Here is a 24,157-nt window from a genome sequence, read left to right on the forward strand (position 1 = left end):
TTCCCCGATCGAGGCGGTGTGAACAATGCACCTGTGCTGTCCGACGCGAGCGGCGGGGAACCGAAGATGAGCCAGAACACCGACGCCCCACTCGGCGCGCCGTGGGCGCACCAGCAGCAAGAGCCCCTCCCGCCGGTCCCGGCCGCGCCGCCGGTCCCGGCCGCGCCGCCGGGCCCGGGCGAGCCGCCGCGGCGCAGGCGGCCGTGGCGGGCCGTGCTGATCTCACTCGGTCTGGTGGTGCTGCTGGCGCTCGTCGGGGTCGCCGTGGGCCACTACGCGTGGGGCCCGAAGGCCCCGCCCGCGCCGCCGGCGAGCCAGGTCCGGGCCACGCCGTCGTTCGACGTCGCCGCAGTGGTCGCGAAGGTCAGCCCCGCCGTGGTGGACATCGACGTGGAGCTGGGTCTCGACGGCGGTAGCGCGGCGGGCACGGGCATCGTGCTGAGCGCCGACGGCCTGGTGCTCACCAACAACCACGTCGTCGAGGGCGCGACCTCGATGCACGTGACCGACGTCGGCAACGGTCGCGGCTACGACGCCACCGTGCTCGGCTACGACCGCAGCCACGACATCGCGCTGCTCAAGCTCGCGAACGCCTCGGGCCTCGTCACCGCGACGCTGGGCGAATCGGGCGCGGCGAAGATCGGCGACGGCGTGGTCGCGATCGGCAACGCGGGCGGGCTCGGCGGGGCGCCCAGCGCGTCACCGGGCAAGGTCACGGCGCTCGGGCGGCAGGTCACCGCGGCCGACGAGATCACCGGCGCCACAGAGACGCTCACCGGCCTGCTGCAGGTCGACGCCGACATCCAGTCGGGCGACTCCGGCGGGCCGCTGGCCGACGAACAGGGCCGCGTGATCGGCGTCGACACGGCCGCGAACGCCGGCTACGTGTTCGACGAGGGCCTGCGACCGCACGAGGGCTTCGCGATCCCCATCGCGACGGCCACCGACATCGCGCAGCGCATCCTGGCGGGCAAGGCGTCGGACACCATCCACATCGGCCCCAGCGCGTTCATCGGCCTCACCGTGGTCGACGGCGGCAACGGCACGGGCGCGCTCATCAAGTCGGTGGTCGCGGGCGGGCCGGCGGCCAAGCTGGGCCTCAAGGCCAACCTGCTCGTGGTGGGCATCGACGGCAAACCGGTCATGTCGGCCACGGCGTTGATCGCGCTCATGGACACCCACCACCCGGGCGACCAGCTGCACGTCACGGTCGCAGGGCAGGGCGGCAAGACGGCGACTGTGACGCTCGTCCCCGTGAGCGGCCCCATCGGCTGAGGTTGTGCGCTCCGCCAAATGGAGGACGAACGGGCACCGTCCGTGGAAGAAGGTGCGGGGTAGGCCGCGCAAGGCATTCGTCCGTTCAGGGGAAGTGTTGACTGTCGCGGGGTGCGAAGCGGCCACTGTGGGTGGTGGTCGCCGACGGTGCACCTCGTGCGGACGGCCCCGGGTGCTGTCCTACAGTTCTGCGCATCAGGGCAAGGGTGATCTTGCCGGTTCGGGGAGGGTGGTCCGGAATGGCCGGGTTGAGGACTCGTCACCGCCAGCAGGTGGCCGACGAGGCGCTCGTCCGCTCGTTGTTCGAGGAGCACGGAAAGGCGATGCTCGCCTACGCCACGAGACTCCTCAACGACCGCGCGGCCGCCGAGGACGTGGTGCAGGAAGCCCTGGTGCGCGCCTGGCGCAACCCGGACAGCCTCGTCAACGGCAAGGGTTCCGTGCGCGGCTGGCTGCTCACCGTGGTGCGCAACCTGGTGATCGACAAGGTCCGCGCGCGTGACGCGCGCCCGGCCGAGGTCGCCGAGTCGCCGACCACCGTGCCGGTGGAGCACGACCACGCCGACCACGTCGTGGACTCCATGGTGGTCCTCTCGGCCCTGGAAGGCCTCTCGCCCGAGCACCGCGAAGTCCTGGAGCAGATGTACCTGCACGGCCGCACCGTCACGGAGGCCGCCGACGTCCTGGGAATCCCGCCGGGAACCGTGAAGTCCCGCTCGTACTACGGTTTACGGGCGTTGCGGGAGAGGTTCCAGGACCAGCGGGTGGGGGCGGCATGATGAGCGGGTTCAGCGGGGACGATCACGCGGACCTCGCCGGCTACGTCGCCGGGGACGTCTCCGCGGAGGAGAAGCAGACGATCGAGGCGCACCTCGCCGGCTGTGCGGACTGCCGCGCGGAGGTCGCGTCGCTGCGCGAAATGCAGGAGTTCCTGGGCGAAGTGCCACCCGAAGCGCTGCTCGACGGCCCGCCCGAGGGCGGCGACCTGCTGCTGCAGCGCACGCTGCGCCAGGTGCGTTCCGAGGCGCGCAGCTCGGCCGGGCGCGGTCGGTTCCTGGCCGCCACGGCCGCCGTTGTCGTCGCTGCGGCCGCGATGGGCGTCGGTGTCGTGGTCGGCAAGGCGGGTTCGCCCGCGGGCCCGGCCGTGGCCGTTCCGCCGCCGCCCGCCCCGGTGCCGACCACCGCGTCGAGCACCGTGCCCGGCACCAAGGTCCTCAGTGGCACCTCGGGCGACGTCCGTCTCACGGCGAGCCTCGTCCCGGCCGCCGGCTGGGTTCGCGTCGAGGCCGCGGTGACGGGTATCCCGGCCGGCGAGAAGTGCCGCCTGATCGTCGTCGGCAAGAACGGCGACCGCGAGATCGCCGGCGGCTGGCTCGTGTCCCAGAAGGCTGTGCACGATGGAGCGGACCTCAACGGTTCCGCCCTCGTCGACCCCTCTCAGGTCACTTCGATCGTGGTTGAGAATACCGAGGGCCACCGCTTCGTGGAAGCGAACGTCTGACCTTCGGGCGCTTCCTGCCCCGGCAGGTGGTGCGTTCGGGCAAACCGAGAGCCGTGGTCCACTTCGGACGGCCAGACCCGGCTGCGTGTGCATTTCGCGTGCCGCACTGGCGGTGTTGGCCGATGGGGTAATGTCAGCGGCTCTCGTGGCTATTGCATTCTTGCGCGCAGCACTCATGGGCGCCACGAACTCGCGGAACCTGACGATATTCGTCCGGATTTGCGCGTTTCCTTGGCCTCATAACCCTTCCGTAAGAGGTCTTACGCGGGGGTTTTTGCCCGAAGGGCGCTAGCGTTGCGAGGCGCCGGGTTCGCCTTCGCGGCCCGCGCATTCTTCCTATTCCCCTTTGTTGTTCCCGAGGAGTTTTCGATGCCAAGAATCGGTCGCCGCAAGGCGGTCCTCACTTCGGTGCTCGGTGTGGCAGTGGCTTCGGTGCTCGCGTCAGTGGCCGTGACCCAGGCCGGCGCCGCGACGGACACCGGCGGTCACGCGCCGGGCACGGGTGCCACGTCGGGCACCCTTCCCGCTGCCAAGACCATCCTGCCGAGCGCGGTGAAAATCGACCTGCAGAACGAATACGTCCGGCTGCCGCTGCACAGGGGCGAGTTCAACGGCCAGACGGTGTGGTACGTCGTGACCGAGGCGTCCGACCAGGGTCCGGCCGACGACTTGGGCCTCAACTACGCGCCGAAGCTCGCGAACGCGTCCATTGGCTGTGACAGTTGTGTGCAGAACGTCACGCTCGCCGCCGCGCAGGGCAACGTTTTCGACGAAGCCACCGTGCACTTCGCCGGGATCCCCGACTTCAGCCCGAAGCGGGTACTGACCGCGGGTCCGAGCGGTTTCCCGCCCAGCCAGGCCGTTCCCGGCTCGGTCGGGGACGCGAAGTACAGCCCGTTCATCAGGATCGCCGGCTCGCAGACCGTCTACAACGCCCCGATCGTCGCGGTCGGCGACGGCCCGTTCGACGTCGATCAGCACACCAACACCGCCGACCGCGTGCTGGCGGTGCACCCGGCGGCCAAGTCCACGGGGCAGTCGCAGTTCCACGGCGCGTCCGTCGACCTCCTGCTCGTGCGCGGATTCGACTCGGGCAAGCCGATCCTCTACATCTCGACCGACGCCAGCGACGCCGCGACCGCGGTTCTGGAGCGAGCCACTTACGTGCCCGCGCTGAACGGCACGGCCTTCACCGGCGGCGACGACTTCCTCGGTAGCGTCCGCGAGCGTATCTTCCCCTTCACCAACGGACAGACCGGCGCGAACAACCCGCAAGCGCAAGGCCTCGCGCACCTGATCAAGGACGGCCATGCGAGCGAAGACGCAACGCTGAACAACAAGCCGCTGCTCAAGGCGCTCAGCGAAGGCGGGGACGCACTCAACATCCAGGGTGACTTCCCGACCCTGACGGAGAACAACCGTCGCGCGGCCTACAGCCCGCTCTGGGAGGCACAGTTCGGCGAGTGGACCCCGAAGGCCGTTGCGCAGGGGCTGAACACGCGCCAGACCGACGAGTTCCAGATCCTGAAGCTCGCTGCCCAGCGCCCCGATCTGCTCACTGCTCCGGGCGGAGCGCCGTACGGGAGTGTAAAGGCGCTCATCGACTGTCCGGTGGTGGGCTATCTGACCACCGAGCCGACCGAGGACCTCATCGATCCAGTTCCGGGTTCGGCGGTGGACTTCTCCGGCGCCTACTTCCAAGGCTGACGTAATTCTGTGCGGGCTGCCCGGGTGGGGCAGCCCGCACAGCTGTTTCCGTTCCTGACTTCGAATCGGGCGTCTCGGTCTTACTTCCGGAGCCGTGGGCCATTCCGGGACGCGTGTCCTCAGTCGGTGACCGACAGCGGGTTCACGTCTCAGCCGGACGGGGCCGGATTACGGGCACTGGCAGCGCGGCTGCGTCACCGCGCTGGCCATGGTTCTGGAAGATCCGCCGGCCCCGGCGGTGCGTGGCGCAAGGATCGTGCCCCAGGTCCAGCACTACCTTCTCATCGCGCAAGATCTCGAACTCTCAGGCTCTGCCGTGATTCGGCCAGAGGTGCGCCGAAGCCGCGCGAGGTCCGGACGCCTCGGTCGCCAGTGCGGTCGCCTCGATGCTGTGCACGCGCAGCACCTCAGGTTGCCCGCAATGGCAGAGAACCTCTCGGGTTCAGTTCAGACCACGAAGGAAAGGGCGATTTCCGACAACGCGTGCACTCATGCAGCAGCCCTCGCGGTGAGTCGACGCCTTCCGCACCGCTGAGGAGCCAAGGGTCGATTTCGGACGGTCCCGGGGCGGGCGGAAACACTCCCGCCCGCCGACGGGAGCCGGCGCTAGTTCCGGTACCGGAACAGGATCCGGCCTCGGCTCAGGTCGTACGGGCTCAGCTCCACCAGGACCCGGTCGTAGGGCATCATCTTGATGAAGTTCTTCCTGATCTTGCCGCTGATGTGGGCGAGCACGTGGTGCCCGTTCGGCAGCTCGACCTTGAACCGCGCGTCGCGCAAGCACTCCACGACGGTTCCCTCGACTTCGATCCCGCCGTTAGCGGCCATGGCGCACCAGCTCCAGAACGCTGCCGGCGCGCCGGGCGCCGATGCCTTGAACAACGCCGTCGCGGCTACGTTGGCCTCGTTCACCTCGGCCGACGCCCGCTCGATCCCGGCCTGGTGCAGGACGCCCAGCGAGTGGACCAGCAGCGCGCGGGCGATGCCGCGGCGTTGCCGGGAGGCGCGGACGGCGACGAGCCCGATGCGAGGCAGGCGCGTCACCTGGACCACACGGGTGAAGGCCACGTACTCGCCGTTTTCCGCCGCCGCGGCGTACTTCGCCGGGTCGACGATGGCGCGAGCTGGTCGAAAACGCTGCGGTGCCAAGCGTCGACGCTGAGGAAGACCCGGCCGTCGGCGCGCGTGGTGGCTTCGGCGCGGCCGGTGACGCGGTCGTCGTGCAGTGCGTGCCACAACCGCGGTGCGACGCGGGTGATCTCCACCGCGGGATGGCCCGCGGTGAAACGCAGAGTGTTCATGGTGGTCACCTTTCGGGAGTGCCTCGAAGGCGCTCCCGGCAACCCCTAGGTCAGTCGCCCGACCGTGACGACGAGGGGAGCACCCACATCGAAACAGCGTTCATGGGTCTCACCTCCCGGTGTCGAGTCACGGTCCCCGGAACGATAGCGGTGGGGTGGCGCCGTGCCCACTGATTTTCTCCTCAGCCGAACTTGCTGGTGAGCCAGGTGCGGGCGTGCTGCCACGGCTCGTCGGCGGGGTCGATCACGCGGAAGTGGTCGACGCCGGGGAGCTCGGTGAAGGTGACGTCGTCGCCGGCTTGCCGGGCGGCTTCGACGTAGACACGGCTGTGGTCGACCGGCACGCGGACGTCGGCGGCGCCGTGGACGATCAGCTGGGGCACGCCGATCGGCACGCGCGTGAGCGGCGAGGCGGCCGGGTCGGGCGAGGGCAGGAACAGGCTCGCGGCGCCCTCCCCGAGTCCTTCGGCGGCGCTGCGGGGTACGTCGGTGATGGGGGCGAGGCCGATGACGGCGTCCCGTTTCGCGGACTTCGCCGCCAGGAGCGCCAGGTGACCGCCCGCGGAGTGGCCGACCGAGATCGTCGGCAGGCCCTCGGCGACGGGGACGGCGGCCATGGCGGCGAGGACGTCGTCGAGGGTCTGGGGCCAGCCGCCGGTGTCGCCGTCGATGCGGCGGTACTCGAGGTTCGCGACGAGCCAGCCGGCGGCGACGAGGTCCGCGGCGAGGGCGTCCATCAGGTGCAGGTCGTGCTGGGCGCGCCACCAGCCGCCGTGGATCAGGAAAGCCGTGCCGCGCACAGGGTTTTCGCCGTGCAGCTCGACGAACTGGCTGGGTTCGCCGCCGTAGCGGATTGTCCTCATTCCTCCATTAGATCAGGGTCGTGGGCTGGTTCACCGCAGCAGCTCGTGGACCTTCGCGAGCCCTTCGTACGAAGCGCGGTACGCCTCGTACAGCCGCGTCAGGTCCGCCTGCGGCTCGAACACCCGCTCCACGACGACGGTCGCGGCCGCCGCCGTCTCGACGTCGGGCTGCAGTCCGGCACCGACAGCGCCGAGCAGCGCGGCCCCGAGCGCGGCGCTGTCGTGCACGCGGAGGCGTTCGATCGGCCGGCCGAGGACGTCGGCGTGCAGCTGCGTCCACAGATCGCTGCGCGCGCCGCCGCCGGAGAACGTGAGGGCGGGCAGCCGGAAGCCGCACGCCTGTTCCACCTGCTCCAGCACGTGGCGCGCGGAGAACGCGACGCCCGTCAGCACCGCGCGCGAGAGGTCCGCTCGTGTCGCCGAGGAGGTCAGTCCGAGGAAGCTGCCGCGGACGTCGGCGTCCCAGAGCGGTGCGCGTTCGCCTTGCAGGTAGGGGGTGAAGACGATTCCGGCCTCGCCGCCGGCCGCCGTTTCGAACACCTCGGGCACGGTCTGCCCGGACGCCTGGGCCCACCACCGGACGGCCTCGCCCGCGGCCTGCGTCGGGCCGGCGTGGACGTGGAGGTCGCCGCGGGGCGGGAACGTCACGATGCCCTTTTGCGCCCCGCCCCTTCGGGAAGCACCCGCGACGACCAGCGACGTGCCGCACGAGATCATGCCGCGGCCCGGCTCAGTCGTGCGCGTGCCGAAGACGGCACCGAACGCGTCCATCGTGCCGACGACCACCGGCGCGCCGTCGAGGTGCTGTGCCGGACCCAGCGGCTTCTCGGGCTCGAGGAGCTCCGGCAGGCGTTCACCGAGCCCGTCGACGAGGGCGACGGCCTCGGGCAGGTAGCCGCGCGCGCTGGCGATCCTGACTCCGGACAGCTTGTCGGTCGCCACGCGCCCGGTGAGGCGGGCGCCGATGAAGTCCTTGGGGCTGAGGATCCACCGCGCTCCGGCCCATTTTGCCGGCTCGTGCCGCGCGAACCAGGCCGCTCGCGCGCCGACGAACGAGGCGTCCAGGGCGACGGGGCCGCCCCAGATGCGTTGCTTGTCCTCGGGGGTGAACCGGGCGTCGAGCTCTCGTGCGATGTCTGCGCATCGCTGGTCCTGCCAGATGACGGCGGGAGTCAGGGGGTTGAGGTTCGCGTCGGCGAGGAGGTGGGTGTTGACCTGGCTGACGATGCCGGCGGCTTGGATTTTCGCCTCGGGCAGCTGCCCGAGGACGGCGTTGATCGCGGTGACGGTGGCGCGCCACCAGCCCTCGGGGTCCTGCTCGGCCCAGCCGGGTTTCGGGCGGCTGATGGGGTAGGCGACGCTGTTTGTCGCGTGCGGCCGGCCGTCCGCCCCGAAGGCGGCCACTTTCACGGCGGTGGTGCCGATGTCGATGCCGAGGACCACCGGGTTGTCGTTCATGGGAGAGATGTATCAAATCCCGCTACGGTCGCGGGATGACGACACCCGCCGAAGCCTTCCTGGCCGCTTACCACGACCGGAAACCCCGCGCGATTCCGATCTGATCGATTCGTGCCGGGTCGTCGGCGACGGGCGCACGAGCTACGAGGTGCTCGCCGCGCGGCTGTCGGGTGTGCGGCGCGTGCTCGACCTGGGCTGCGGAGACGGCTCACTGCTGGCGGCGTTCGGCGGAGGTGCTGGCGGGCGTGGACCTGTCTGCGGCGCATCTCGATCTGGCGCGCGCCCGGCCCCAACTCGCCGCGGCGGATCTGCGGCGGGCGCGGGTGCAGGAGCTGCCGTTCGCGGATGGTTCGTTCGACGCGGTCGTGTCGCACATGGTGCTGATGCTTCTGCCTGACGCCGACGCGGTCATCGCCGACGCTGCCCGCGTGCTGGCGCCGGGCGGGTGTTCGCCGCGGCCTTCAGCGGTGGCGTCACGGGGGCGCTGAAGGTGTTCATCGAACTGGCGATCCCCTTGTTCGACGAGGTTCCCGCCGACCGCCGAGTCCACGTCGGCAACCCCCGCGTCCGGCGCCGCGAGAGCCTCGACGAGATGCTCGGCGCGGCCGGCTTCGAGCCCGCCTCCTGGGACCTCATCGAACTCGACTTCGGCGGGCCTGCTTCTGACGTGTGGGCTCGGTGCTGCGAAACGTTCTACCCGGTGGACACTTTGGATTCCGCGCAGTTGCGGCGGCTTGAATCGGCGTTCGGAGAGCAGACCCGGTGTTCTGCCGAGGACGGTCGATTGCGTGCGGGGATGAACATGCGGATCGTGGAAACGCGACTACGGGCGGATTTGTCGCGCTGATGGCGGGGCTTTGGCGCACCGAACGCGCCTGTCGCTGCGGGAATTACTCGACCTGGAGGAGCCTGCCGGCTGGGGGCAGTTGCTCGGCCCGCGGCGGGTCTGGTTCAGACAGCCCCGCCCGCCAGCCAGCCCACCTCTCCCCTGGACGAGTGAGTCCCAACTGAGCACGTACAGCCGGAACTGCGCCGAGTGCGGCGGTGTGAAGCCGAGGGTCGTTGCTCGCCACAGCCGTTGCGCGCAGGACCGAATCCGCGATTGGCGAAACGCGGCGACGCCGAGATCATCCCGAACTGATGTCGAAGTCATGACGACACCGGGGAGCTCTGGCTGCGGGAGTACCACGACCGCAAGCCGGATTCGCAGTCTGTGCTCATCGAGGCCGGGCGCGTGGTCGGGGATGGGCGGACGAGTTACGACGTGTTCGCCGAGCGGGTCGGCGAACCGGCCCACGTGCTGGACCTCGGGTGCGGCGATGGGGCGCTGCTGGCCCGGTTCGCGTGGAACGGGACGACGCAGCTCGCCGGGATCGATCTGTCCGCGGGGGAGCCGGAGCCGGCGGCGCGGGTCCTCGGACCGGACGGGGCGTTCGCGGCGCTGGTGGGCGGGGGCGGCGCGATCGGGGCGCTGGAGGTGTTTTCCGAGTTCGCGAAGCCAAGTTCGACGCGGTGCCGGAAGAGCGCACGCCGCAGATCTACGGGACCGCAGGACGCGCAGTGCCGAAGGTTTCGACGAGGTGCTCGGGCCAGTGGGCTTCGAACTCGTTGTGTGGTAGCAGATCGTGGTGGATTTCGCGGCACCGCCGGAGCAGGTGTGGGTCACGTGCTGTGAGACGCTCTACCCCTCATCGACACTGGATGACGAGCAGCTCACCACGCTGCGCGCCGAGTTCACCGAGGTGACGCGTGAGCTGCTGACCGCCGACGGCATCCTGCCCGCGGCCGTGCGGCTCAACATCGCCCGAACGCGCCTGGCGGAGTGACGATCCGCGCTAACGTCTCGCCATGACGTCCGCCGAGGAGTTCCTGCGCAGCTACCACGACGCCCGCCCGGATGCCGCGTCCGAGCTGGCCGGGCGGGGCCGCGTCGAGGACGACGGGCGTACCGTGTACGAGGTCTTCGCCGACCGCTTGCCCGAGGCAACGGCCGTGCTGGACCTCGGGTGCGGCGACGGCGCGCTGCTCGCCGAGCTCGGCCGGCGCGGGGTGGCGAAGCTCGCTGGCGTCGACCTTTCGCCCGGGCAGCTGGCGTCGGCCGGCAAACGGTCCGAGCTGGCCCAGGCCGATTTGCGCCAAGGGCGAGCGCAGGAGCTGCCCTTCGAGGACAAGACGTTCGACACCGTCGTGTCGTTCATGGCGCTGATGCTGATGACCGACGTCGAGCAGGTCGTCGCCGAGGCCGCCCGGGTGCTGGCCCCGGGCGGCACGCTCGCGCTGGGCGTCGGGGGTGGCGGGCGCGAGGCGATGGAGATCTTCCTCAAGGTGGCGCGGCCGTTGTTCGCCGTGGTGCCCGAGGAACGCCGGGTGCCGGCCGCCGGTGATCCCCGCACCCGCACGCGCGAAGGCCTGGACGAATTGCTCACGCCGGTGGGCTTCGAACCCGCGACGTGGGAGCGGATGGTCGTCGACTTCGGCGGCACGCCCGACGAGGTCTGGCAGACCTGCCACGACAGCTACTACCAGATGGCGACCCTCGACGACACGCACAAAAAGGGCCTGCGCACCGCGTTCACCGTCGCCACGCGCAACCTCGTGACACCGGAAGGCCGGCTGGCGGCGTCCGCGTGCATCGACGTGGCAGTCACCCGGCTGCGGTGACGGCGCCGAACCAGCGTGCCAGCGCCTTTTCCAGCTCGCTCACGTCCGGCTCGGCGTCGGAAGAAGCCCAGGCGACGTAGCCGTCGGGCCGGATCAGCAGCGCCGTCGCGTCGATCTGCGCGGCCGCGGTGACCGTGTCCACCCGGTCCCGCCACGCCGCAGCAGCCGAGGCGACCGAGCCGTCCGCCGTCAGGTCGACGAGCACCGGGCGGGCCGCGCGATACGCCGCGGCGAGGGCGTCCGAAGGCAGGTCCGGTGCCCAGCGGCCGACGAGCGGGTGCGGGTCGTCGCCGTAGCGGATGTCCGCGCCGGACAACAGGTCGGCGAGGTGCTGGGTCACGTCCTGGTAGCCGAGGAGCTCGTCGAACAGTTCGCGCAGCGCCGTGACTTCCGGGCCGGGCGCGGTCAGCGCGCCCTGCGCCTGCGTGTGCATCACAACCCGACGGCTGACCGGGCGGCGCTCGGCGTCGTAGGTGTCGAGGAGGCCGTCCGGCGCCCAGCCGTGGACCTCGGCGGCGAGCTTCCACGCCAGGTTCGCGGCATCCTGCAGCCCCAGGTTCAGGCCCGGCCCGCCGATCGCGGAGTGCACGTGGGCGGAGTCGCCGACGAGGAGCACGCGGCCGGTGCGGAAGGTCGACGCCAGGCGCGTGTTGGCGCTGGACACGCGGCGCAGCTGGTGGGGCCCGGGGCCGGTCGGCGCGTCGAGCGGCAGGTCGGTGCCGAGGACCCGGCGGACGCTGGCGCGGACCTCGTCGAGTGTCGGGCGCTGTTCGTCCGGTGTTTGTGGACGGTCGCGTTCGGACGAAGAGATCAGTGGCGCCGCGTTCGGGAACGGGGCGAACACGAACAGTCCCGTCTCCGTGCGGAAGTGGCGGAACGGCGGCACAATGCCGATGCCGTCGAGGCGCAGCCCGCCGGTGGCCGGGTCGCGCAGAGAGTCCGGCACGCTCGCATGCGCGGCATAGGAAACGACGTTGTCCCTTGTGACGCCGGGGAAATCGATGCCGGCGAGCTTGCGGACGGTGCTGCGTCCGCCGTCGGCACCGACCAGGAACGGGCTGTCCACAGTGTACTGACCATCGGGCCCGGTCACGGTGACGTGCACCGATTCGTCCTGTTCGAAGCCGCTCACCTCGTGGCCACGGCGGATTTCCACGCCCAGGGAGAGCGCTTGCTCCTCGAGTGCGCGCTCCAACTCGCGCTGCGGCTTCGGCAGGATGTACACGGGGTTGACCGGCAAGCGCGCGAGGTCGAGTGGGAACGCGCCGAACATGAACTGCGGCGCGGGCACCGGCCGCGCCTCGCCGCTGAGCCTTTCATAGAGGCCACGGCGGTGCAGCAGCCGCACGACCTGGCCGACGAGCCCGTTGGCCCGCTGCTCCTCGCTGCGCCGGGTGAGCCGTTCCAGCACCACGGGCCGGACGCCGGCCAGGCTGAGTTCGCACGCCAGCATGAGCCCGTTGGGCCCACCGCCGGCGATCACGACGTCGATCGCGGGCATGGTTTCTCCTCGGGAGAAGGGCAGAGATCAGGGAAGGGAGACGGTCACCGCACCGAAAGCCGCGCGCAGCACGTCGCTGAAGGAACCGGGCCGGTCCCCCCGCGCCCAGTGGGCCATCGCCGCGCGGATCGCGCCCCCGGCGGCGGTGGCGACGAGCACGGGGTAGAGGTCGTGGTCGGCATCGGTGCCGGTGCGGTCCGCAATCGCCTGTGCGAGCGCGATCTCGGCCGCCACATGGGCTTTCTGGAACTCGCCCTGCAGTGCGGGCTCGGCGACCATCAGCTGGAGGCCCTGTGTCCACTGTGGATCCGGGGTGGACCGGCCACCGTCGGCCGCGAACCGCGTGAGCGCGGCTTCGGTGATGGCGGTCCAGAGCGGTTCGTCGGCCGGCCGCGCACGCAGCAGGTCGGCGATGTCACGGGCCCGGTCGTGGTGGCGGGCCGCGATGGCTTCGGCCTTGCTGGAGAAGTAGTTGTTCACGGTGCGCGGCGAAACGCCGGCCTCGGTGGCGATGTCCTCGATGGTCACGTGCGCCAGACCGCGCTCGACCGTGAGCCGGATCGCGGCCCAGGAGATCGCGGTCCGCGTCTCCTGGCGGCGCCGGTCACGCAGGCTCGGTCGTTCGATCATGGCGCCAAGGTTAGCGCAAACTTGCGCATCACGCAAAGTGTGCGTGATGCGCAAGCTCGATGGATACAAGAAAGCCCAGGGCACGTGGCCCTGGGCTTTCCCGAACTCAGTCCCCGAACTCAGTCTTTGACGCCCTTCACGGCGTCCTTGACCTTGTCGGCGGCCTGCTTCAAGTTGCTCTTGCCCTGCTCCGCCTTGCCTTCGGTCTGCCACTGCTCGTTGTCGGTGGCGTTCCCGACGGCCTCCTTGGCGCGGCCCTTGAGCTCCTCGGCCTTGTTCTCAGCCTTGTCGGTCATGGTGTCGCCTCCCTTCCTCCCCCCGGCTACCCGGTCGAAGGGAGGCCAAACACCGGGACGTCAGGCGCGGACGGCGGCGAGCGCCTTGCTCCACGCCTCGACCTGGTCCAGCGTGGTGTTCAGGTAGCCGGTGTGCATCTCGGCCGGCTTGAAGACCGACATGTTCTCGAAGTCGGTGAACAGCGACAGTGCGACCTGGCTGGTCACGTGGGCGACCTGCAGGTTGCTCAGCACGAGGCGCAGCTGCTCCACGGCGCGAACGGCGCCCACGGAACCGTAACCGACGAAGCCGGCGGCCTTGTTGTTCCACTCGGCACCCAGGAAGTCGATGGCGTTCTTCAGCGGGCCCGGGATGGCGTGGTTGTACTCCGCCGTCACGAAGACGTAGCCGTCGAACTCGGCGATCTTCTCGGACCAGCGCTTGGTGTGCTCCTTGGCGTACTGACCCATGGCGGGCGGCAGCGGCTCGTCGAGGTGCGGAAGCTCGTAGTCGAGCAGGTCGAGGAGTTCGTACTCGGCCGTGCCGCGCTGCTTCGCGATGTCGAGGGCCCACTTCGCCACGGCTTCGCCGTTGCGGCCCGGACGGGTGCTGCCGAGGATGATCGCAATCTTGGTCATGTCCGACTTTCCTGGGTCGAGGGATGGTCATCGGGGTGTTCGCGCTGGTCGGGGCTTGATTCAGGCCATTTGATGACGCGTCCGCAATTTAATCTCAGCTCTGCGGACGTGTCAACGAACCGGGAGTGAGGGTCATTCCCACGGTCGGGTGAAGGATCAGTACCTTGTGTGTGGCGCCGCCCACGCGCAGGAGTGAATCGTGATCACTTCACAGGACAGCTATCCGCTCGTGATCAGGGGCGGACGGGTGCTCGACCCGGAGAGCGGCTTCGACGCGGTGGCCGACGTCGGCATCACGGGCGGCACCGTGGGTGTGGTTTCCGCAACACCACTTCGCGGCGAGCGGACCATCGACGCGACCGGTCTCGTCGTCGCGCCGGGGTTCGTGGATCTGCACAGCCACGGGCAGGCGATTCCCGAGCAGCGGCTCCAGGCGCTCGACGGCGTCACCACGGCTCTCGAACTCGAAGCCGGCATCACCCCGGTCGGCGCGGCGTACGCGCGGGCGGCCGCCGAGGGCCGGCCGGTGAACTACGGCTATTCGACCTCGTGGACGCTGGCGCGGATGGCCGTGCTCGCCGGGGCGCCGCTCGACGGCCCGCCCGACACGACCCTCCTCCACCTGGGCGACCCCGCGTGGCGCACCGAGGCGTCGGCGGCCGAGCGGGCGCGGATCTTCGAGCACCTGTCCCGGGATCTCGCCGACGGCGCGCTGGGCATCGGCGTGCTCGCCGGGTACGCGCCGCACCTCGACCCGGCCGAGTTCGTCGCCGTGGCGGAGCTGGCCGCCGAAGCCGGGCTGCCCGCCTTCACGCACGCGCGCCCGCTCGTGGACGCCGACCCGCACGTGCCCGTCGACGGCGCCGAGGAGATCGTGCGCGTCGCGGGCCAGACCGGCGTGCACCTGCACTACTGCCACGTGAACAGCACGTCGGGCCGCCAGATCGACCGGGTGCTCGGGCTCGTGGAGCGCTGCCGGCTCGAAGGCGCCGAGGTGACCACTGAGGCCTACCCCTACGGCGCCGGCTCCACGGCCATCGGCGCGGCCTTCCTGGCGCCCGAAGTCCTGGCGCACCAAGGCATCCGGCCCGATTCACTGGTGCTCGTCGGCACAGGCGAGCGCATCGCGGACGCCGGCCGGCTCGCCGAGGTCCGCGCCGCCACGCCGGGCGCTTTCGCGCTGCTGCACTTCTTCGACGAGGACGACCCCGCGCTGCTGCGTTCCCTGCTCTTCGGGGGCACCGCCATCGCGAGTGACGCCATGCCGCTGACCTGGCCCGGCCTCCGGCCCGATCCGTTGGCGTGGCCGCTGCCGCCGGGCGCGCTCGGCCACCCGCGCGGTGCGGGCACGTTCTCGCGCGCCCTCCGCAGGCTCTACCGCGAGAGCGGGAAGCTGACGTTGCCCGAGGCCGTCGCACGCTGCTCGCTGCTGCCCGCGCAGGTCCTGGACGAGGCCGTGCCGGCGTTGCGGCGCAAGGGCCGCCTGCGCGCGGGCAGCGACGCCGACGTCGTGGTGTTCGACCCCGAGCGGATCACCGATCAGGCGTCCTAGTGGACGGGACGCGGCCGTCCGAGGGGATCGCGCACGTGCTCGTGAACGGGGTCGCCGTGGTGCGCTCGGGTGAGCTGGTGCCGGACGCGTTGCCGGGCAAGCCCGTTCGTGCCTAGCCGGCCAGCGCGGCGCGCCAGGGCTCGGGCACCGGACCGGCGTACTCGACGCGCTCGGCGCCGGTGAACGTGGCCAGCTCGGCGATCGCGCGGCGCACCGCGGCACCCGCGCGGGCCGGCGCGCCGTGCTCGGCGTAGACGCCTTCCAGCTCCAGCACGCCACGGCGCCGGTCCAGCCGCGGGGCGACGCGGCCGATCAGCCGGTCGCCGTGGAGGAGGGGCAGCACGTAGTAGCCGTACCGGCGGTTGGCTTTCGGCACGTACATCTCGGTGCGGAATGCGAAGTCCCACAGCCGTTGTGTGCGGGCGCGATCGCAGATCAGGTTGTCGAACGGGGAGAGCAGCGTGGTGCGGGGCTGCCAGGGAGCGTCCAGCAGGGGCAGCCGGTCGGCGTGGACGTACCACTGCGCAGGATCCTTCTCCAGCTTCACCGGCACCACGCGCCCGGCCTCGACGAGCGACGCCAGGACCTCCGCGAGCCCGGGGTAGCGATTGCGCACGAAGTGCTGCTCGATGTCCGCCTGCCGCGCGACGCCGAGCGCCCGCAGTGCGTGCTCGGCCGACCGCGCGACGACCTCGGCCTCGGGCAGCGGCGCGCGGTCGAGCCCGGCGGGCAGGCAGCGGGAAGCCAGGTCCCACCACCGTTTCCCGCCCGCGCGCGACGCGACCATGATCTCGCCGCGGAACCACAGCACGTCGAGCATGCGCGCCACGTTCTTGCCGGTGGTCCAGCCGCCGGACACCCATGCGACGGCCGCGCGGTCCTCGAACGCGCCCGCCGGCAGGGGCCCGGCCTCGCGCAGCCGCTCGAGGATGTGCTCGCGCAGCGCGCCGTTGCCGTGCAGGAACTCGGCGACCCGCCGCCCGTACGCCGATTTGGCGGCCGGGTACACCTGCATCAACGTCTGGTGCAGGGGGTAGTCCTCGGCCAGCACGATCGACGCGGCGTGCGCCCAGTACTCGAACAGCCTGCGTTCGTCCCACAGCAGCGTGTCGAGGTCCGCGGGGGCGTAGCCGCGCACCCGGCTGCGCAACACGAGGTGATGGCTGTGCGCGACGACGCTGATGGGGTCGAGCTGGAGGCAGCGCAGGGTGTCGAGGGCTTCCGCGACGCTCGCCGCGCCCCGGGCGTCGAGGTGCTGACTGCTGACGGCCAATCGCCGGGCGTCCCGGGTGCGCAGTTCCACGACGGTGAACCTAGCGCGGCGCGCCCTGGCGGTGAAAATCACCGGGACGCGCGGGTGCTGCTCCTCGGGTTCGCTGGAGGTGCAGGTGCGGTGCCAGGGGAATGACCGGTGCCGCAGGTCGGTTTCGCTGTTGATCGGCGTGGCAGCGGACGCGGCGGAAAAGGGTTAGCGTGGCGGCGTTGCCGTACTTCCGCACACCGCACAAAGGACTGTCCACATGCGCCTGTCAACCCGTAACCAGCTCGCCGGCACCGTGTCGGACGTGAAGCCCGGCGCCGTCATGACCGTGGTGACCGTGCAGCTCGACGGGGGCCAGTCGGTGGTCGCCTCGATCACCAAGGACGCGGCGGAGGAGCTGGAGCTCGAAGTCGGCAAGCCGGTGACCGCGCTGGTCAAGTCGACCGAGGTCATGCTCGGCGTCGAGTGAGCTGAGTCCCGGCCCGGACCCGCTGACGTGGGGGTCCGGGCCCTTTTCCTGGTAATATCGTTTCATGCCGCAACGAAATGATCGCGTGGAGCTGGCCAGGGCGGTCATGGAGCTCATCGACGAGGGTCACCGCCGCATCTCGCGCCACCTCGACCTGACCCGCGTGCGTGTGCTGGGCACGGTCGCCGCACGGGGGCCGGTGCGCCCGAGCGTGATCGCGGCCGAGCTGGGTCTCACGGCGTCGGCGACGAGCCGGCACCTGGCGGCGCTGGAGGGGGCCGGGCAGGTCGAGGTCGAGCCGGATCCGGTGGATTCGCGGACGTTCCTGGTGCGGCAGACGGAAAGCGGACGAGCCGATGCGGAGGCGACGGTGGCCGCGGGGGTTGCGGTGTTCGCGGACGTGATCGCCGACTGGCCGGATGAAGACGTGGCGAAGGCGCGCGAGCTGATCACGCGGCTCAACGAGGCGTGGGCGAAGGGCGGAGAGGCCGCGTCGGCGGCTCAGGGCGGTGAGGGCCCGCGGTGGCGGAGGAAACGACGGGCGGCACATGAGGGGGATCAGTCATGACCACCATCGCGCGCAGCCGGGTGCCCGGTGCGGTCCAGGCCGTCCGGGTGTTGCTGGGTGTCGTCGCGGTGAGTCACGCGGTGGTGCCGCTGGTGATGTGGGCTCGGGAATCCGGATTGCGCGCCGAGATCGCGGCGGCGCACCCGGAGTTCCCAGCGGCGGAAGTCGGGCGGTCGGCCGGGATCGCGCTCGCGTCGGCCGCTGTGTTCCACGCGGTGCTGCTGGTGCTGTGCCTGCTGCCGGTGTGGCCGCTGGCCCGCGGCCGGGCGTGGGCGCGCCGGCTGGTCACCGTCTCGCAGCCGTTGAGCCTGGTGTTCAGCGTGGTGTCTTGGTCGTCCTCGGCGATGTTCCACGCGGTCATCCCGGTGGTCGGCGCGGTGCAGGTCGCCACGGTGGTCCTGCTGTGGGCGCCCGTGCCGGTCAGGGTGTTCTTCGCGCACGCGCGGAAGTGACGGTCGTCCTGGCCGCCGGGATCGCCGACAGCCAGGACATCAGATCCACCGTGGACTACAAGCCGCGCAACAGCCGCAGTGGCGACTCCACGCAGTCGGCCACGAATCGCAGGAAGCCGCCGGCGGTGCCGCCGTCGCAGGCGCGGTGGTCGAAGGCCAGGGTGAGCTCGGTGATCTTGCGCGGCACTACCTGGCCGTCGACGATCCACGGCCGGTCGATGATCCGCCCGATGCCGAGGATCGCGACCTCGGGGTGGTTGATGATGGCGGCGGAGCCGTCGACGCCGAACACACCGTAGTTGTTGATCGTGAAGGTGCCGCCGGTGAGCTCGGCGGGGGCCAGCGCACCGGAGCGGGCCCGCTCGGTGCGTTCGGCCACCGCGCCGGACAGCTGCTCGATCGACAGCTCGTGGGCGTCCGGCACGACGGGGACCACGAGCCCGCGGTCGGTCTGCGCGGCGAAGCCGAGGTGTACCGCCGACGGAATCACCAGCTCGTCGCCGTCGAGGTGCGCGTTGAGCTCGGGGAAGCGGCGCAGGCCCTCGACGGTGAACTTCGCCAGCAACGCGAGCAGGCTGATCTTCGGCGCGTTCGCGTCGGCGTTGAGGGCGGCGCGGGTATCGAGCAGGGCCGTGGCGTCGACGTCGACCCACACGGTCGCCTCGGGGATTTCCCGGCGCGAGCGGGCGAGCTTGTCGGCAACGGTTTTGCGGACGCCTCGCAAGGGGACGCGCCGCTCGTCGCCGGACGACGCGGGAGTGGCGGCGGCGGCGATGGCGCGCTCGACGTCGGCCCGGCTGATGATCCCGTCGGTGCCCGAACCGGTGAGCGCGTGGATGTCCACACCGGACTTCTGCGCCAGCTGCCGCACCAGCGGCGACACCACGCGCACGCGATCGTCGGCGGACCGGGGCGTCGGCGCGGGTACGGAGGCCGGCCGCCTCGTGCCGCGGCCGCGGCGGGTCCGGCGGGCCTGAGCCGCGCCGGTGCCGTAGCCGATGAGCACGTTGCCGCTGCCCTCGGTCGCTTCAGGCGTGGGCGTCACCACACCCGGTTCGACGAAGGCCGGCGCCTCTTCCACCGTGATCAGCGGGCTGCCGACGATCAGCACGTCTCCGGCCGCACCGTGCAGCGTCGCGACGCGGCCCGCGAACGGCACCGGCACCTCGACGCTCGCCTTGGCCGTCTCGACCTCGACCACCGCCTGGTCGACGGTCACCGTGTCGCCTTCCGCCACGTGCCACGCGACGATCTCGGCCTCGGTCAGGCCCTCGCCCAGGTCGGGCAGCTTGAACACGGCCATCACGCACCTCCGTCCGAAAGCGGGGCCGCGTCGTCCCACTGCAGCCGCTCGATCGCGTCGAGCACACGGTCGACGCTCGGCAGGTGGTGCTGCTCCAGGTTCGGGGCGGGATAAGGGATGTCGAACCCGCCCACGCGCAACACGGGGGCTTCCAGGTAGTGGAAGCAGGTCTCCGAGAGCTGGGCCGCGACTTCCGCGCCGTAGCCGCAGAACCGGCTCGCCTCGTGCACCACGACCGCGCGCCCGGTGCGGCGCACCGACGCGGCCACCGTGTCCAGGTCGAACGGCGCGAGGCTGCGCAGGTCGATCACCTCGGCGCGATAACCCTCTTCGTGCGCCGCCGCGGCGGCCTCGAGGGTGGTGCCGAGGGCGCCGCCGTAGGAGATCAGCGTGACGTCGGTGCCCTCGCGCCGCACGAGCGCGCGGTCCAGAGTGGACGAACGGTGGTCGAGCCGCGCCGGTTCCTTCTCCCAGTAACGCCGCTTGGGTTCGAGGAAGATCACCGGGTCGGGGCAGTCGATAGCCTGGCGCAGCAGCGCATACGCGTCGGCCGGCGTGGCCGGCGTGACGACGCGCAGGCCGGCGGTGTGCGTGTAGTAGACCTCGGACGAGTCGCAGTGGTGCTCGACGCCGCCGATGCCGCCGCCGTAGGGGATCCGGATCACGATGGGCAGCTCGACCGCGCCGCGCGTGCGGTTGCGCAGCTTGGCCAGGTGGCTGGTGATCTGCTCGAACGCGGGGTAGGCGAACGCGTCGAACTGCATCTCCACCACGGGACGCAGGCCGTTCATCGCCATGCCGATGGCCGTGCCGACGATGCCCGACTCCGCCAGCGGCGTATCGAACACGCGGGCCTCGCCGAAGCGGGCGGCGAGGCCGTCGGTGACGCGGAAGACACCGCCGAGCGTGCCGACGTCCTCACCGAACACGAGCACGCGCTCGTCCTCGGCCAGCGCGTCGGCCAGGGCGCGGTTGAGCGCGCCGGCCATCGTCACGGTGGCGGAGGCGTCCTCAATGGACTGGGTGGACGCGAGGGTGGCGGTCATTCTTGTGCTCCGGCGGCGAGTTCGGCACTGAGGTCCTGGGCTTGCCGGCGCAACGCGGCCGTCGGCTCGGCGTACACGTGGCGGAACAGGTCGGCCGGGTCGAGCACGGTGTCGACGTTCATGCGCTCGCGCAGCGCCGCCGCCTCGGCCTCAGCACGCGCGGCGATGTCCTCGCGCGTGGCGTCGTCGAGCAGGCCGCGGTCGGTGAGGTGCCGCTCGAGGCGCGCGATCGGGTCGCGCGTGAGCCAGGCCTCCACCTCGGCGCGGTCGCGGTAGCGGCTGGCGTCGTCGGCGTTGGTGTGCGACTCGACGCGGTAGGTGAGGGCCTCGATCAACGTCGGGCCACCACCCGCGGCGGCCCGCGCGACGGCCCGCTCCACCACGGCGTGCACGGCGGCCGCGTCGTTGCCGTCGACCAGCTCCGACGGCATGCCGTACCCCACACCCTTGTGCGCGAGCGAAGGCGCCGCCGTTTGCTTCGAGAGGGGGACGCTGATGGCGTACCCGTTGTTCTGCACCAGGAACACCACTGGCGCCTGCCACACGGCCGCGAAGTTCAGCGCCTCGTGGGTGTCGCCTTCGCTGGTGGCGCCGTCGCCGAGCAGCACGAGGGCCACGGTGTCCTCGCCCTTGGCCTTGGCGGCATGCGCGAACCCGACGGCGTGCAGCGTGTTCGTGGCCAGCGGCGTGCACTGCGGCGCGACGTTGGCGCGGTACGGGTCGTAACCGCAGTGCCAGTCGCCGCGCAGCAGCGTGAGGACCTCGACCGGGTCGACGCCGCGGGCGACCACGGCCATCGAGTCGCGGTAGGTCGGGAAGAGCCAGTCCTGCGGGCGCAGCGCGAGGATCGAGCCGATCTCCGCGGCCTCCTGCCCGCGCGCCGACGGGTGCACGGCGAGACGGCCCTGCTTGGTGAGCGCGGTGGCCTGCGTGTCGAAGCGGCGGCCCGACACCATCGCGCCGTAGAGGCGCAGCAGCACGTCGTCGGCCGGCATCGGCAGCGTCGCGCCCGCGGCGAGCGTGCCGTCGGAAGTGATGAGGCCCAGGGGCTCGTCGCTCGGCAGGAAGAACGACGCGGCGGTGCGTTCCGTGGTGGTCACCGGCAGCTCCGATCGGCGGGGACGGGAAAGACGTCTAACGCCGATCTTCGCTCTCCGCCGATCAGAGATCCAGACATCGAGGTCAAGTGTGGAACAATGGCAGCCGAGCTCGATCCGAGCCGGATGAATGGCTACGAGAGGTGCGGGGATGTCCGAGCCGGGTGGACGAATGGCGGCCGCGCTCGACGAGGTCGACCTCAAGCTGATCGCCGAGCTGAAGGCCGACGGCCGCGCGTCGATGCGCGCGCTGGCCGAACGCGTGCACATCTCGCGCGCGGGCTGCTACACGCGGGTGGAGCGGCTGCACCGCGAGGGCGTGATCACGGGCTACGCCGCCGTGACCGACCCGCGGCGGCTGGGCCAGGGGCTCGCGGCCTACGTGTACCTCAAGGTCACGCAGAACTCGTGGCGCACCGTGAGCGCGGACCTCAAGACCATTCCCGAGATCGAACACGGCGGCCTCGTCTCGGGGGACAATGATTTGATCCTCTTCGTGCGCACGCGCGACGCCGACAGCCTGCGCGACCTGGTCTTCGAACGGCTGCAGAACATGTTCGACGTGCTCTCCACGCACACCGTGCTGGTGTTCGACGAACTGTGACATGGCCCCGGCTCCGCCGGGGCGTGCGAGATCGCTGTGGTGTCTGCCCGCCTTCGGCAGGGCGTGCTAGATCGCCTTTGAGCCGGCGATCTCGCTGGTGGGTTACCGACCTTGCCGCATTTGTTAGTGGCGGCGTGGGAGCTGGTGGGTGAACTGCGACGCGTGGTTTCAGAACTGCGGCGGTAGGGCGGGGCCGGTGGTGCCGAGTTGTTCGGCCGCCACGACTTCCGGGACCGGCCACGTGATCCCCGGGGGCGGGAACTTCTGGCCGGTCTTCGCGAGGAAGTCCGCGGGCGGCTCGTAGATCGGCGGCTGGTTGCCGTCGGGGATCATGCTCTGCCAACCGGCGTCGCGGGTGCGGTCGGCGAACTCGTCCTGGATCCGTTTGAGCAGATCGGGTTGCGTGATGAGGTCCACGGTCGTCGCGGCGAGGTAGCGCGAGGCCGACAGCGCCGCCTGGTGGCCGATGTTGGTGGCCGCGGTGGCCGTGACCGCCCAGTTGTGGTTGGGCACGCCCGCCGGGAAGGTCGCGATGAGTGCCGTGACCTTCGGGGCCAGCCAGCTGACGTCGGCGGTGTCCGTGGACGGCCCGCCCAGGTACGTCGGGTCGGGGGCCGTCAGCGGGACGAGCGTGGTGGGCATCCCGATCTCCGGCTTGCCCAGGGACCGTTGCAATGCCTTGGCCAGGTCCTGGTCGGCATCGGTGAACACGGGCGCGCCGATCTTGACCATGTTGTCGTTGAGCAGCTCGGCCGCGACCTTGTTGCCCAGTGAGTTCCACGTGCCGGCGTGGAACTTGTGCACCAGCTTCGTCTGGCTGGCCTGCGCCGCGGCGTTGGCGCACGCCACGATCTTGTCGTAGAGCACCTGGGCGCGGGCCGGGCTGCCCTCGCGCACGAAGAACCAGATCGAGCACATGTCCGGCGTCACGTTGGGGGCGCCGCCGCCGTTGATGATCGCGTAGTGGAAGCGGCCGGACGGCGCAACGTTCTTCTCGCGCAGGTACTCGCTCATCGTCGCCATGAGCAGCGCGCCGTCGAGGCCGCTCTTGTTGCCCAGCGGTGTCGCGCCGTGGCCGGCCGCGCCGAGGAAGGTGAACGTGGCCGACATCAGGGCCGAAGTGGTGGTCCAGCTGGCGAGCGTCGAGGTGAACGGGTGCCAGTCGCAGTAGGCGTCGAGGCCTTCGTACAGGCCGGCCTTCGCGCTGTAGGTCTTGCCGACGAGCTGTTCCTCACCACTCGCGCCGAACACCTTGAGCGTGGCGGAAAGGCCGTTCTGCTGCATGGCTTTGCTCACGGCGATGGCGGCCCCGATCGAGCCGGCGCCGAGGGTGTTGTGCGCGTCGCCGTGGCCGGCGCCGTAGGTGGGGCCGTAGGCGTCGTAGTTGTACACGAGCGGATCGTGCTTCGAGACGCCGGTTTTCTGTGAAAGCCCTGGTAGTGCGTCGAATTCGGCGTTGAACCCGATCACCGGCTTGCCGGAGCCGTAGGTCGCCACGAACGCCGCCGGGAAGCCGCCGGCGCCCCACTCGATCGTGAAGCCGTTGCGCTTGAGCAGATCCGCCGAGTCGAGCGCGGAGTTCCACCCGCGCAGCGACAGCTCGGCGTGCGCCCAGACCTTGTCCGACAGCCCGGTCACCACACTCTCGTTGTCCCGCAGCCAGTTCAACGCGGTGGTCTTGCCCGGGCTGTCCTGCGCCAGTCCCGTCGGCGCGGTGTAGGTGGCCGGGTCGACACCGATCTTCTCGTCGTACCCCAGCGTCGCACCGAGTACCGGATCGGCGGTGTACATGGCGGCCAGCGTCGCGGCCCCCGTCGCGCCGAACGCCTGCAGCACCCGGCGGCGCTTCATCTGGTAGTCCGAACCCACGGAACTTCCCTCCCCTGAACGGAAAACGCGTCTGGGGAGATCTGACCGGGTGCGGCGGCCCGCCGGCAATGGTCCGGACAAAAGAAACGTCCGGCCGGGCGCACTTGGGCGCCCGACCGGACATC

26 protein-coding genes and 1 pseudogene are annotated in these 24,157 nt (G+C 70.8%); 13 read left to right on the forward strand and 14 right to left on the reverse strand.

The genetic code is table 11. The features are described from left to right. Positions 1-66 precede the first annotated feature (66 nt). The 4 genes from ACWEOE_RS18425 to ACWEOE_RS18440 all read left to right on the forward strand — a co-directional run bounded on the left by ACWEOE_RS18425 (position 67) and on the right by ACWEOE_RS18440 (position 4,483). Positions 67-1,275 carry a S1C family serine protease gene (locus ACWEOE_RS18425; protein ID WP_452010370.1) on the forward strand — a complete coding sequence of 403 codons (1,209 nt, stop codon included), beginning with the start codon at positions 67-69 and terminating at the stop codon, positions 1,273-1,275. A 239-nt stretch (positions 1,276-1,514) separates the two neighbouring features. Further along, a complete protein-coding gene (locus ACWEOE_RS18430) occupies positions 1,515-2,054 on the forward strand; it encodes a sigma-70 family RNA polymerase sigma factor (RefSeq protein ID WP_452010373.1) in 540 nt (179 codons plus the stop codon). Further along, positions 2,054-2,776, forward strand: a complete 723-nt coding sequence (locus ACWEOE_RS18435; RefSeq protein ID WP_452010376.1) for an anti-sigma factor family protein — start codon at positions 2,054-2,056, stop codon at positions 2,774-2,776. The genes ACWEOE_RS18430 and ACWEOE_RS18435 overlap by 1 nt, the downstream gene beginning before the upstream one ends. A 294-nt stretch (positions 2,777-3,070) precedes the next feature. Next, a complete protein-coding gene (locus ACWEOE_RS18440; RefSeq protein ID WP_452010378.1) occupies positions 3,071-4,483 on the forward strand; it encodes a hypothetical protein in 1,413 nt (470 codons plus the stop codon). 606 nt (positions 4,484-5,089) lie between these two features. Here the strand turns inward: ACWEOE_RS18440 and infA are convergent. The 5 genes and pseudogenes from infA to ACWEOE_RS18465 all read right to left on the reverse strand — a co-directional run bounded on the left by infA (position 5,090) and on the right by ACWEOE_RS18465 (position 8,105). Further along, the gene (gene infA / locus ACWEOE_RS18445; protein ID WP_452010488.1) at positions 5,090-5,311 is read right to left on the reverse strand and encodes a translation initiation factor IF-1; all 222 of its coding nucleotides are present in this window, start codon (positions 5,309-5,311) and stop codon (positions 5,090-5,092) included. Between the two features lie 105 nt (positions 5,312-5,416). After that, positions 5,417-5,551: pseudogene (locus ACWEOE_RS18450) on the reverse strand (GNAT family N-acetyltransferase); the annotation flags it as partial. Beyond that, a complete protein-coding gene (locus tag ACWEOE_RS18455) occupies positions 5,524-5,784 on the reverse strand; it encodes a hypothetical protein (protein WP_452010381.1) in 261 nt (86 codons plus the stop codon). The gene ACWEOE_RS18455 and the pseudogene ACWEOE_RS18450, both read right to left, overlap by 28 nt. A 182-nt stretch (positions 5,785-5,966) precedes the next feature. Beyond that, entirely contained in the window at positions 5,967-6,647 is a 681-nt protein-coding gene (locus ACWEOE_RS18460) for an alpha/beta hydrolase family protein (protein WP_452010383.1), read from the reverse strand. A 30-nt stretch (positions 6,648-6,677) separates the two neighbouring features. Further along, a complete protein-coding gene (locus ACWEOE_RS18465) occupies positions 6,678-8,105 on the reverse strand; it encodes a xylulokinase (protein WP_452010386.1) in 1,428 nt (475 codons plus the stop codon). 170 nt (positions 8,106-8,275) lie between these two features. Between ACWEOE_RS18465 and ACWEOE_RS18470 the strand changes: the two genes are divergently transcribed. The 4 genes from ACWEOE_RS18470 (at position 8,276) to ACWEOE_RS18485 (ending at position 10,766) form a co-directional block, all read left to right on the forward strand. Further along, positions 8,276-8,593, forward strand: a complete 318-nt coding sequence (locus ACWEOE_RS18470; RefSeq protein WP_452010388.1) for a class I SAM-dependent methyltransferase — start codon at positions 8,276-8,278, stop codon at positions 8,591-8,593. A 2-nt stretch (positions 8,594-8,595) separates the two neighbouring features. After that, positions 8,596-8,952, forward strand: coding sequence for a hypothetical protein (locus ACWEOE_RS18475; protein WP_452010390.1), 357 nt, complete (start codon positions 8,596-8,598; stop codon positions 8,950-8,952). A gap of 778 nt (positions 8,953-9,730) precedes the next feature. Next, entirely contained in the window at positions 9,731-9,931 is a 201-nt protein-coding gene (locus tag ACWEOE_RS18480) for a hypothetical protein (RefSeq protein WP_452010393.1), read from the forward strand. Positions 9,932-9,953: 22 nt separating this feature from the next. Continuing rightward, entirely contained in the window at positions 9,954-10,766 is an 813-nt protein-coding gene (locus ACWEOE_RS18485; protein ID WP_452010395.1) for a class I SAM-dependent methyltransferase, read from the forward strand. Here the strand turns inward: ACWEOE_RS18485 and ACWEOE_RS18490 are convergent. The 4 genes from ACWEOE_RS18490 to ACWEOE_RS18505 form a co-directional block, all read right to left on the reverse strand. Next, the gene (locus ACWEOE_RS18490) at positions 10,750-12,267 is read right to left on the reverse strand and encodes an FAD-dependent monooxygenase (protein WP_452010398.1); all 1,518 of its coding nucleotides are present in this window, start codon (positions 12,265-12,267) and stop codon (positions 10,750-10,752) included. The genes ACWEOE_RS18485 and ACWEOE_RS18490 overlap by 17 nt on opposite strands. Before the next feature lie 27 nt (positions 12,268-12,294). Beyond that, positions 12,295-12,897: an acyl-CoA-like ligand-binding transcription factor gene (locus tag ACWEOE_RS18495; protein WP_452010400.1), complete on the reverse strand. Its 603-nt coding sequence runs from the start codon at positions 12,895-12,897 to the stop codon at positions 12,295-12,297. Between the two features lie 119 nt (positions 12,898-13,016). Continuing rightward, on the reverse strand, positions 13,017-13,193 hold the full coding sequence (locus ACWEOE_RS18500; RefSeq protein WP_452010403.1) for a CsbD family protein: 177 nt from the start codon (positions 13,191-13,193) through the stop codon (positions 13,017-13,019). Positions 13,194-13,253: 60 nt separating this feature from the next. Beyond that, positions 13,254-13,811 carry an NADPH-dependent FMN reductase gene (locus ACWEOE_RS18505; protein WP_452010406.1) on the reverse strand — a complete coding sequence of 186 codons (558 nt, stop codon included), beginning with the start codon at positions 13,809-13,811 and terminating at the stop codon, positions 13,254-13,256. 199 nt (positions 13,812-14,010) lie between these two features. On the opposite strand from ACWEOE_RS18505, the gene ACWEOE_RS18510 reads away from it, so the two are divergent. After that, entirely contained in the window at positions 14,011-15,363 is a 1,353-nt protein-coding gene (locus ACWEOE_RS18510; RefSeq protein WP_452010408.1) for an amidohydrolase family protein, read from the forward strand. A gap of 112 nt (positions 15,364-15,475) precedes the next feature. Here the strand turns inward: ACWEOE_RS18510 and ACWEOE_RS18515 are convergent, their stop codons facing one another. Beyond that, positions 15,476-16,666, reverse strand: a complete 1,191-nt coding sequence (locus tag ACWEOE_RS18515; protein WP_452010410.1) for a winged helix-turn-helix domain-containing protein — start codon at positions 16,664-16,666, stop codon at positions 15,476-15,478. A 217-nt stretch (positions 16,667-16,883) separates the two neighbouring features. Here ACWEOE_RS18515 and ACWEOE_RS18520 point away from each other — a divergent pair, with 217 nt between their 5' ends. From ACWEOE_RS18520 to ACWEOE_RS18530, 3 genes are all read left to right on the forward strand, one after another. Further along, positions 16,884-17,093, forward strand: a complete 210-nt coding sequence (locus ACWEOE_RS18520; RefSeq protein ID WP_452010412.1) for a TOBE domain-containing protein — start codon at positions 16,884-16,886, stop codon at positions 17,091-17,093. 64 nt (positions 17,094-17,157) lie between these two features. Beyond that, complete coding sequence (locus tag ACWEOE_RS18525) at positions 17,158-17,661, forward strand: MarR family winged helix-turn-helix transcriptional regulator (RefSeq protein WP_452010415.1); 504 nt, start codon at positions 17,158-17,160, stop codon at positions 17,659-17,661. Beyond that, positions 17,658-18,113 (forward strand): hypothetical protein, encoded by a 456-nt coding sequence (locus ACWEOE_RS18530; RefSeq protein WP_452010418.1) that lies wholly within the window; start codon positions 17,658-17,660, stop codon positions 18,111-18,113. The genes ACWEOE_RS18525 and ACWEOE_RS18530 overlap by 4 nt, the downstream gene beginning before the upstream one ends. A 55-nt stretch (positions 18,114-18,168) precedes the next feature. On the opposite strand, the gene ACWEOE_RS18535 is transcribed toward ACWEOE_RS18530, so the two are convergent. From ACWEOE_RS18535 to pdhA, 3 genes are read right to left on the reverse strand one after another with little or no spacing between them, the layout of a single operon-like run. After that, positions 18,169-19,416, reverse strand: a complete 1,248-nt coding sequence (locus ACWEOE_RS18535) for a dihydrolipoamide acetyltransferase family protein (protein WP_452010420.1) — start codon at positions 19,414-19,416, stop codon at positions 18,169-18,171. Continuing rightward, positions 19,416-20,462 carry an alpha-ketoacid dehydrogenase subunit beta gene (locus tag ACWEOE_RS18540; protein ID WP_452010423.1) on the reverse strand — a complete coding sequence of 349 codons (1,047 nt, stop codon included), beginning with the start codon at positions 20,460-20,462 and terminating at the stop codon, positions 19,416-19,418. The genes ACWEOE_RS18535 and ACWEOE_RS18540 overlap by 1 nt, the downstream gene beginning before the upstream one ends. Next, positions 20,459-21,562, reverse strand: a complete 1,104-nt coding sequence (pdhA, locus tag ACWEOE_RS18545) for a pyruvate dehydrogenase (acetyl-transferring) E1 component subunit alpha (protein ID WP_452010426.1) — start codon at positions 21,560-21,562, stop codon at positions 20,459-20,461. Before pdhA ends, ACWEOE_RS18540 begins: the two co-directional genes overlap by 4 nt. A 148-nt stretch (positions 21,563-21,710) precedes the next feature. Here pdhA and ACWEOE_RS18550 point away from each other — a divergent pair, with 148 nt between their 5' ends. Further along, positions 21,711-22,163 (forward strand): Lrp/AsnC family transcriptional regulator, encoded by a 453-nt coding sequence (locus tag ACWEOE_RS18550; RefSeq protein ID WP_452010429.1) that lies wholly within the window; start codon positions 21,711-21,713, stop codon positions 22,161-22,163. Between the two features lie 168 nt (positions 22,164-22,331). Here ACWEOE_RS18550 and ACWEOE_RS18555 read toward each other — a convergent pair whose 3' ends face one another. Further along, positions 22,332-24,032 carry a peptidase dimerization domain-containing protein gene (locus tag ACWEOE_RS18555; RefSeq protein WP_452010431.1) on the reverse strand — a complete coding sequence of 567 codons (1,701 nt, stop codon included), beginning with the start codon at positions 24,030-24,032 and terminating at the stop codon, positions 22,332-22,334. Positions 24,033-24,157: the final 125 nt, after the last annotated feature.

The sequence above is a fragment of the Amycolatopsis sp. NPDC004368 genome (genome assembly GCF_053602515.1).

What these genes read in the sequence shown, in the direction of transcription:
- ACWEOE_RS18425 (WP_452010370.1), top strand. Translation starts at nt 67, where the DNA reads ATGAGCCAGAACACCGACGCCCCACTCGGCGCGCCGTGGGCGCACCAG.
- ACWEOE_RS18430 (WP_452010373.1), top strand. Translation starts at nt 1,515, where the DNA reads ATGGCCGGGTTGAGGACTCGTCACCGCCAGCAGGTGGCCGACGAGGCG.
- ACWEOE_RS18435 (WP_452010376.1), top strand. Translation starts at nt 2,054, where the DNA reads ATGAGCGGGTTCAGCGGGGACGATCACGCGGACCTCGCCGGCTACGTC.
- infA (WP_452010488.1), bottom strand. Translation starts at nt 5,311, where the DNA reads ATGGCCGCTAACGGCGGGATCGAAGTCGAGGGAACCGTCGTGGAGTGC.
- ACWEOE_RS18455 (WP_452010381.1), bottom strand. Translation starts at nt 5,784, where the DNA reads ATGAACACTCTGCGTTTCACCGCGGGCCATCCCGCGGTGGAGATCACC.
- ACWEOE_RS18460 (WP_452010383.1), bottom strand. Translation starts at nt 6,647, where the DNA reads ATGAGGACAATCCGCTACGGCGGCGAACCCAGCCAGTTCGTCGAGCTG.
- ACWEOE_RS18465 (WP_452010386.1), bottom strand. Translation starts at nt 8,105, where the DNA reads ATGAACGACAACCCGGTGGTCCTCGGCATCGACATCGGCACCACCGCC.
- ACWEOE_RS18485 (WP_452010395.1), top strand. Translation starts at nt 9,954, where the DNA reads ATGACGTCCGCCGAGGAGTTCCTGCGCAGCTACCACGACGCCCGCCCG.
- ACWEOE_RS18490 (WP_452010398.1), bottom strand. Translation starts at nt 12,267, where the DNA reads ATGCCCGCGATCGACGTCGTGATCGCCGGCGGTGGGCCCAACGGGCTC.
- ACWEOE_RS18495 (WP_452010400.1), bottom strand. Translation starts at nt 12,897, where the DNA reads ATGATCGAACGACCGAGCCTGCGTGACCGGCGCCGCCAGGAGACGCGG.
- ACWEOE_RS18500 (WP_452010403.1), bottom strand. Translation starts at nt 13,193, where the DNA reads ATGACCGACAAGGCTGAGAACAAGGCCGAGGAGCTCAAGGGCCGCGCC.
- ACWEOE_RS18505 (WP_452010406.1), bottom strand. Translation starts at nt 13,811, where the DNA reads ATGACCAAGATTGCGATCATCCTCGGCAGCACCCGTCCGGGCCGCAAC.
- ACWEOE_RS18520 (WP_452010412.1), top strand. Translation starts at nt 16,884, where the DNA reads ATGCGCCTGTCAACCCGTAACCAGCTCGCCGGCACCGTGTCGGACGTG.
- ACWEOE_RS18525 (WP_452010415.1), top strand. Translation starts at nt 17,158, where the DNA reads ATGCCGCAACGAAATGATCGCGTGGAGCTGGCCAGGGCGGTCATGGAG.
- ACWEOE_RS18530 (WP_452010418.1), top strand. Translation starts at nt 17,658, where the DNA reads ATGACCACCATCGCGCGCAGCCGGGTGCCCGGTGCGGTCCAGGCCGTC.
- ACWEOE_RS18535 (WP_452010420.1), bottom strand. Translation starts at nt 19,416, where the DNA reads ATGGCCGTGTTCAAGCTGCCCGACCTGGGCGAGGGCCTGACCGAGGCC.
- ACWEOE_RS18540 (WP_452010423.1), bottom strand. Translation starts at nt 20,462, where the DNA reads ATGACCGCCACCCTCGCGTCCACCCAGTCCATTGAGGACGCCTCCGCC.
- ACWEOE_RS18550 (WP_452010429.1), top strand. Translation starts at nt 21,711, where the DNA reads ATGTCCGAGCCGGGTGGACGAATGGCGGCCGCGCTCGACGAGGTCGAC.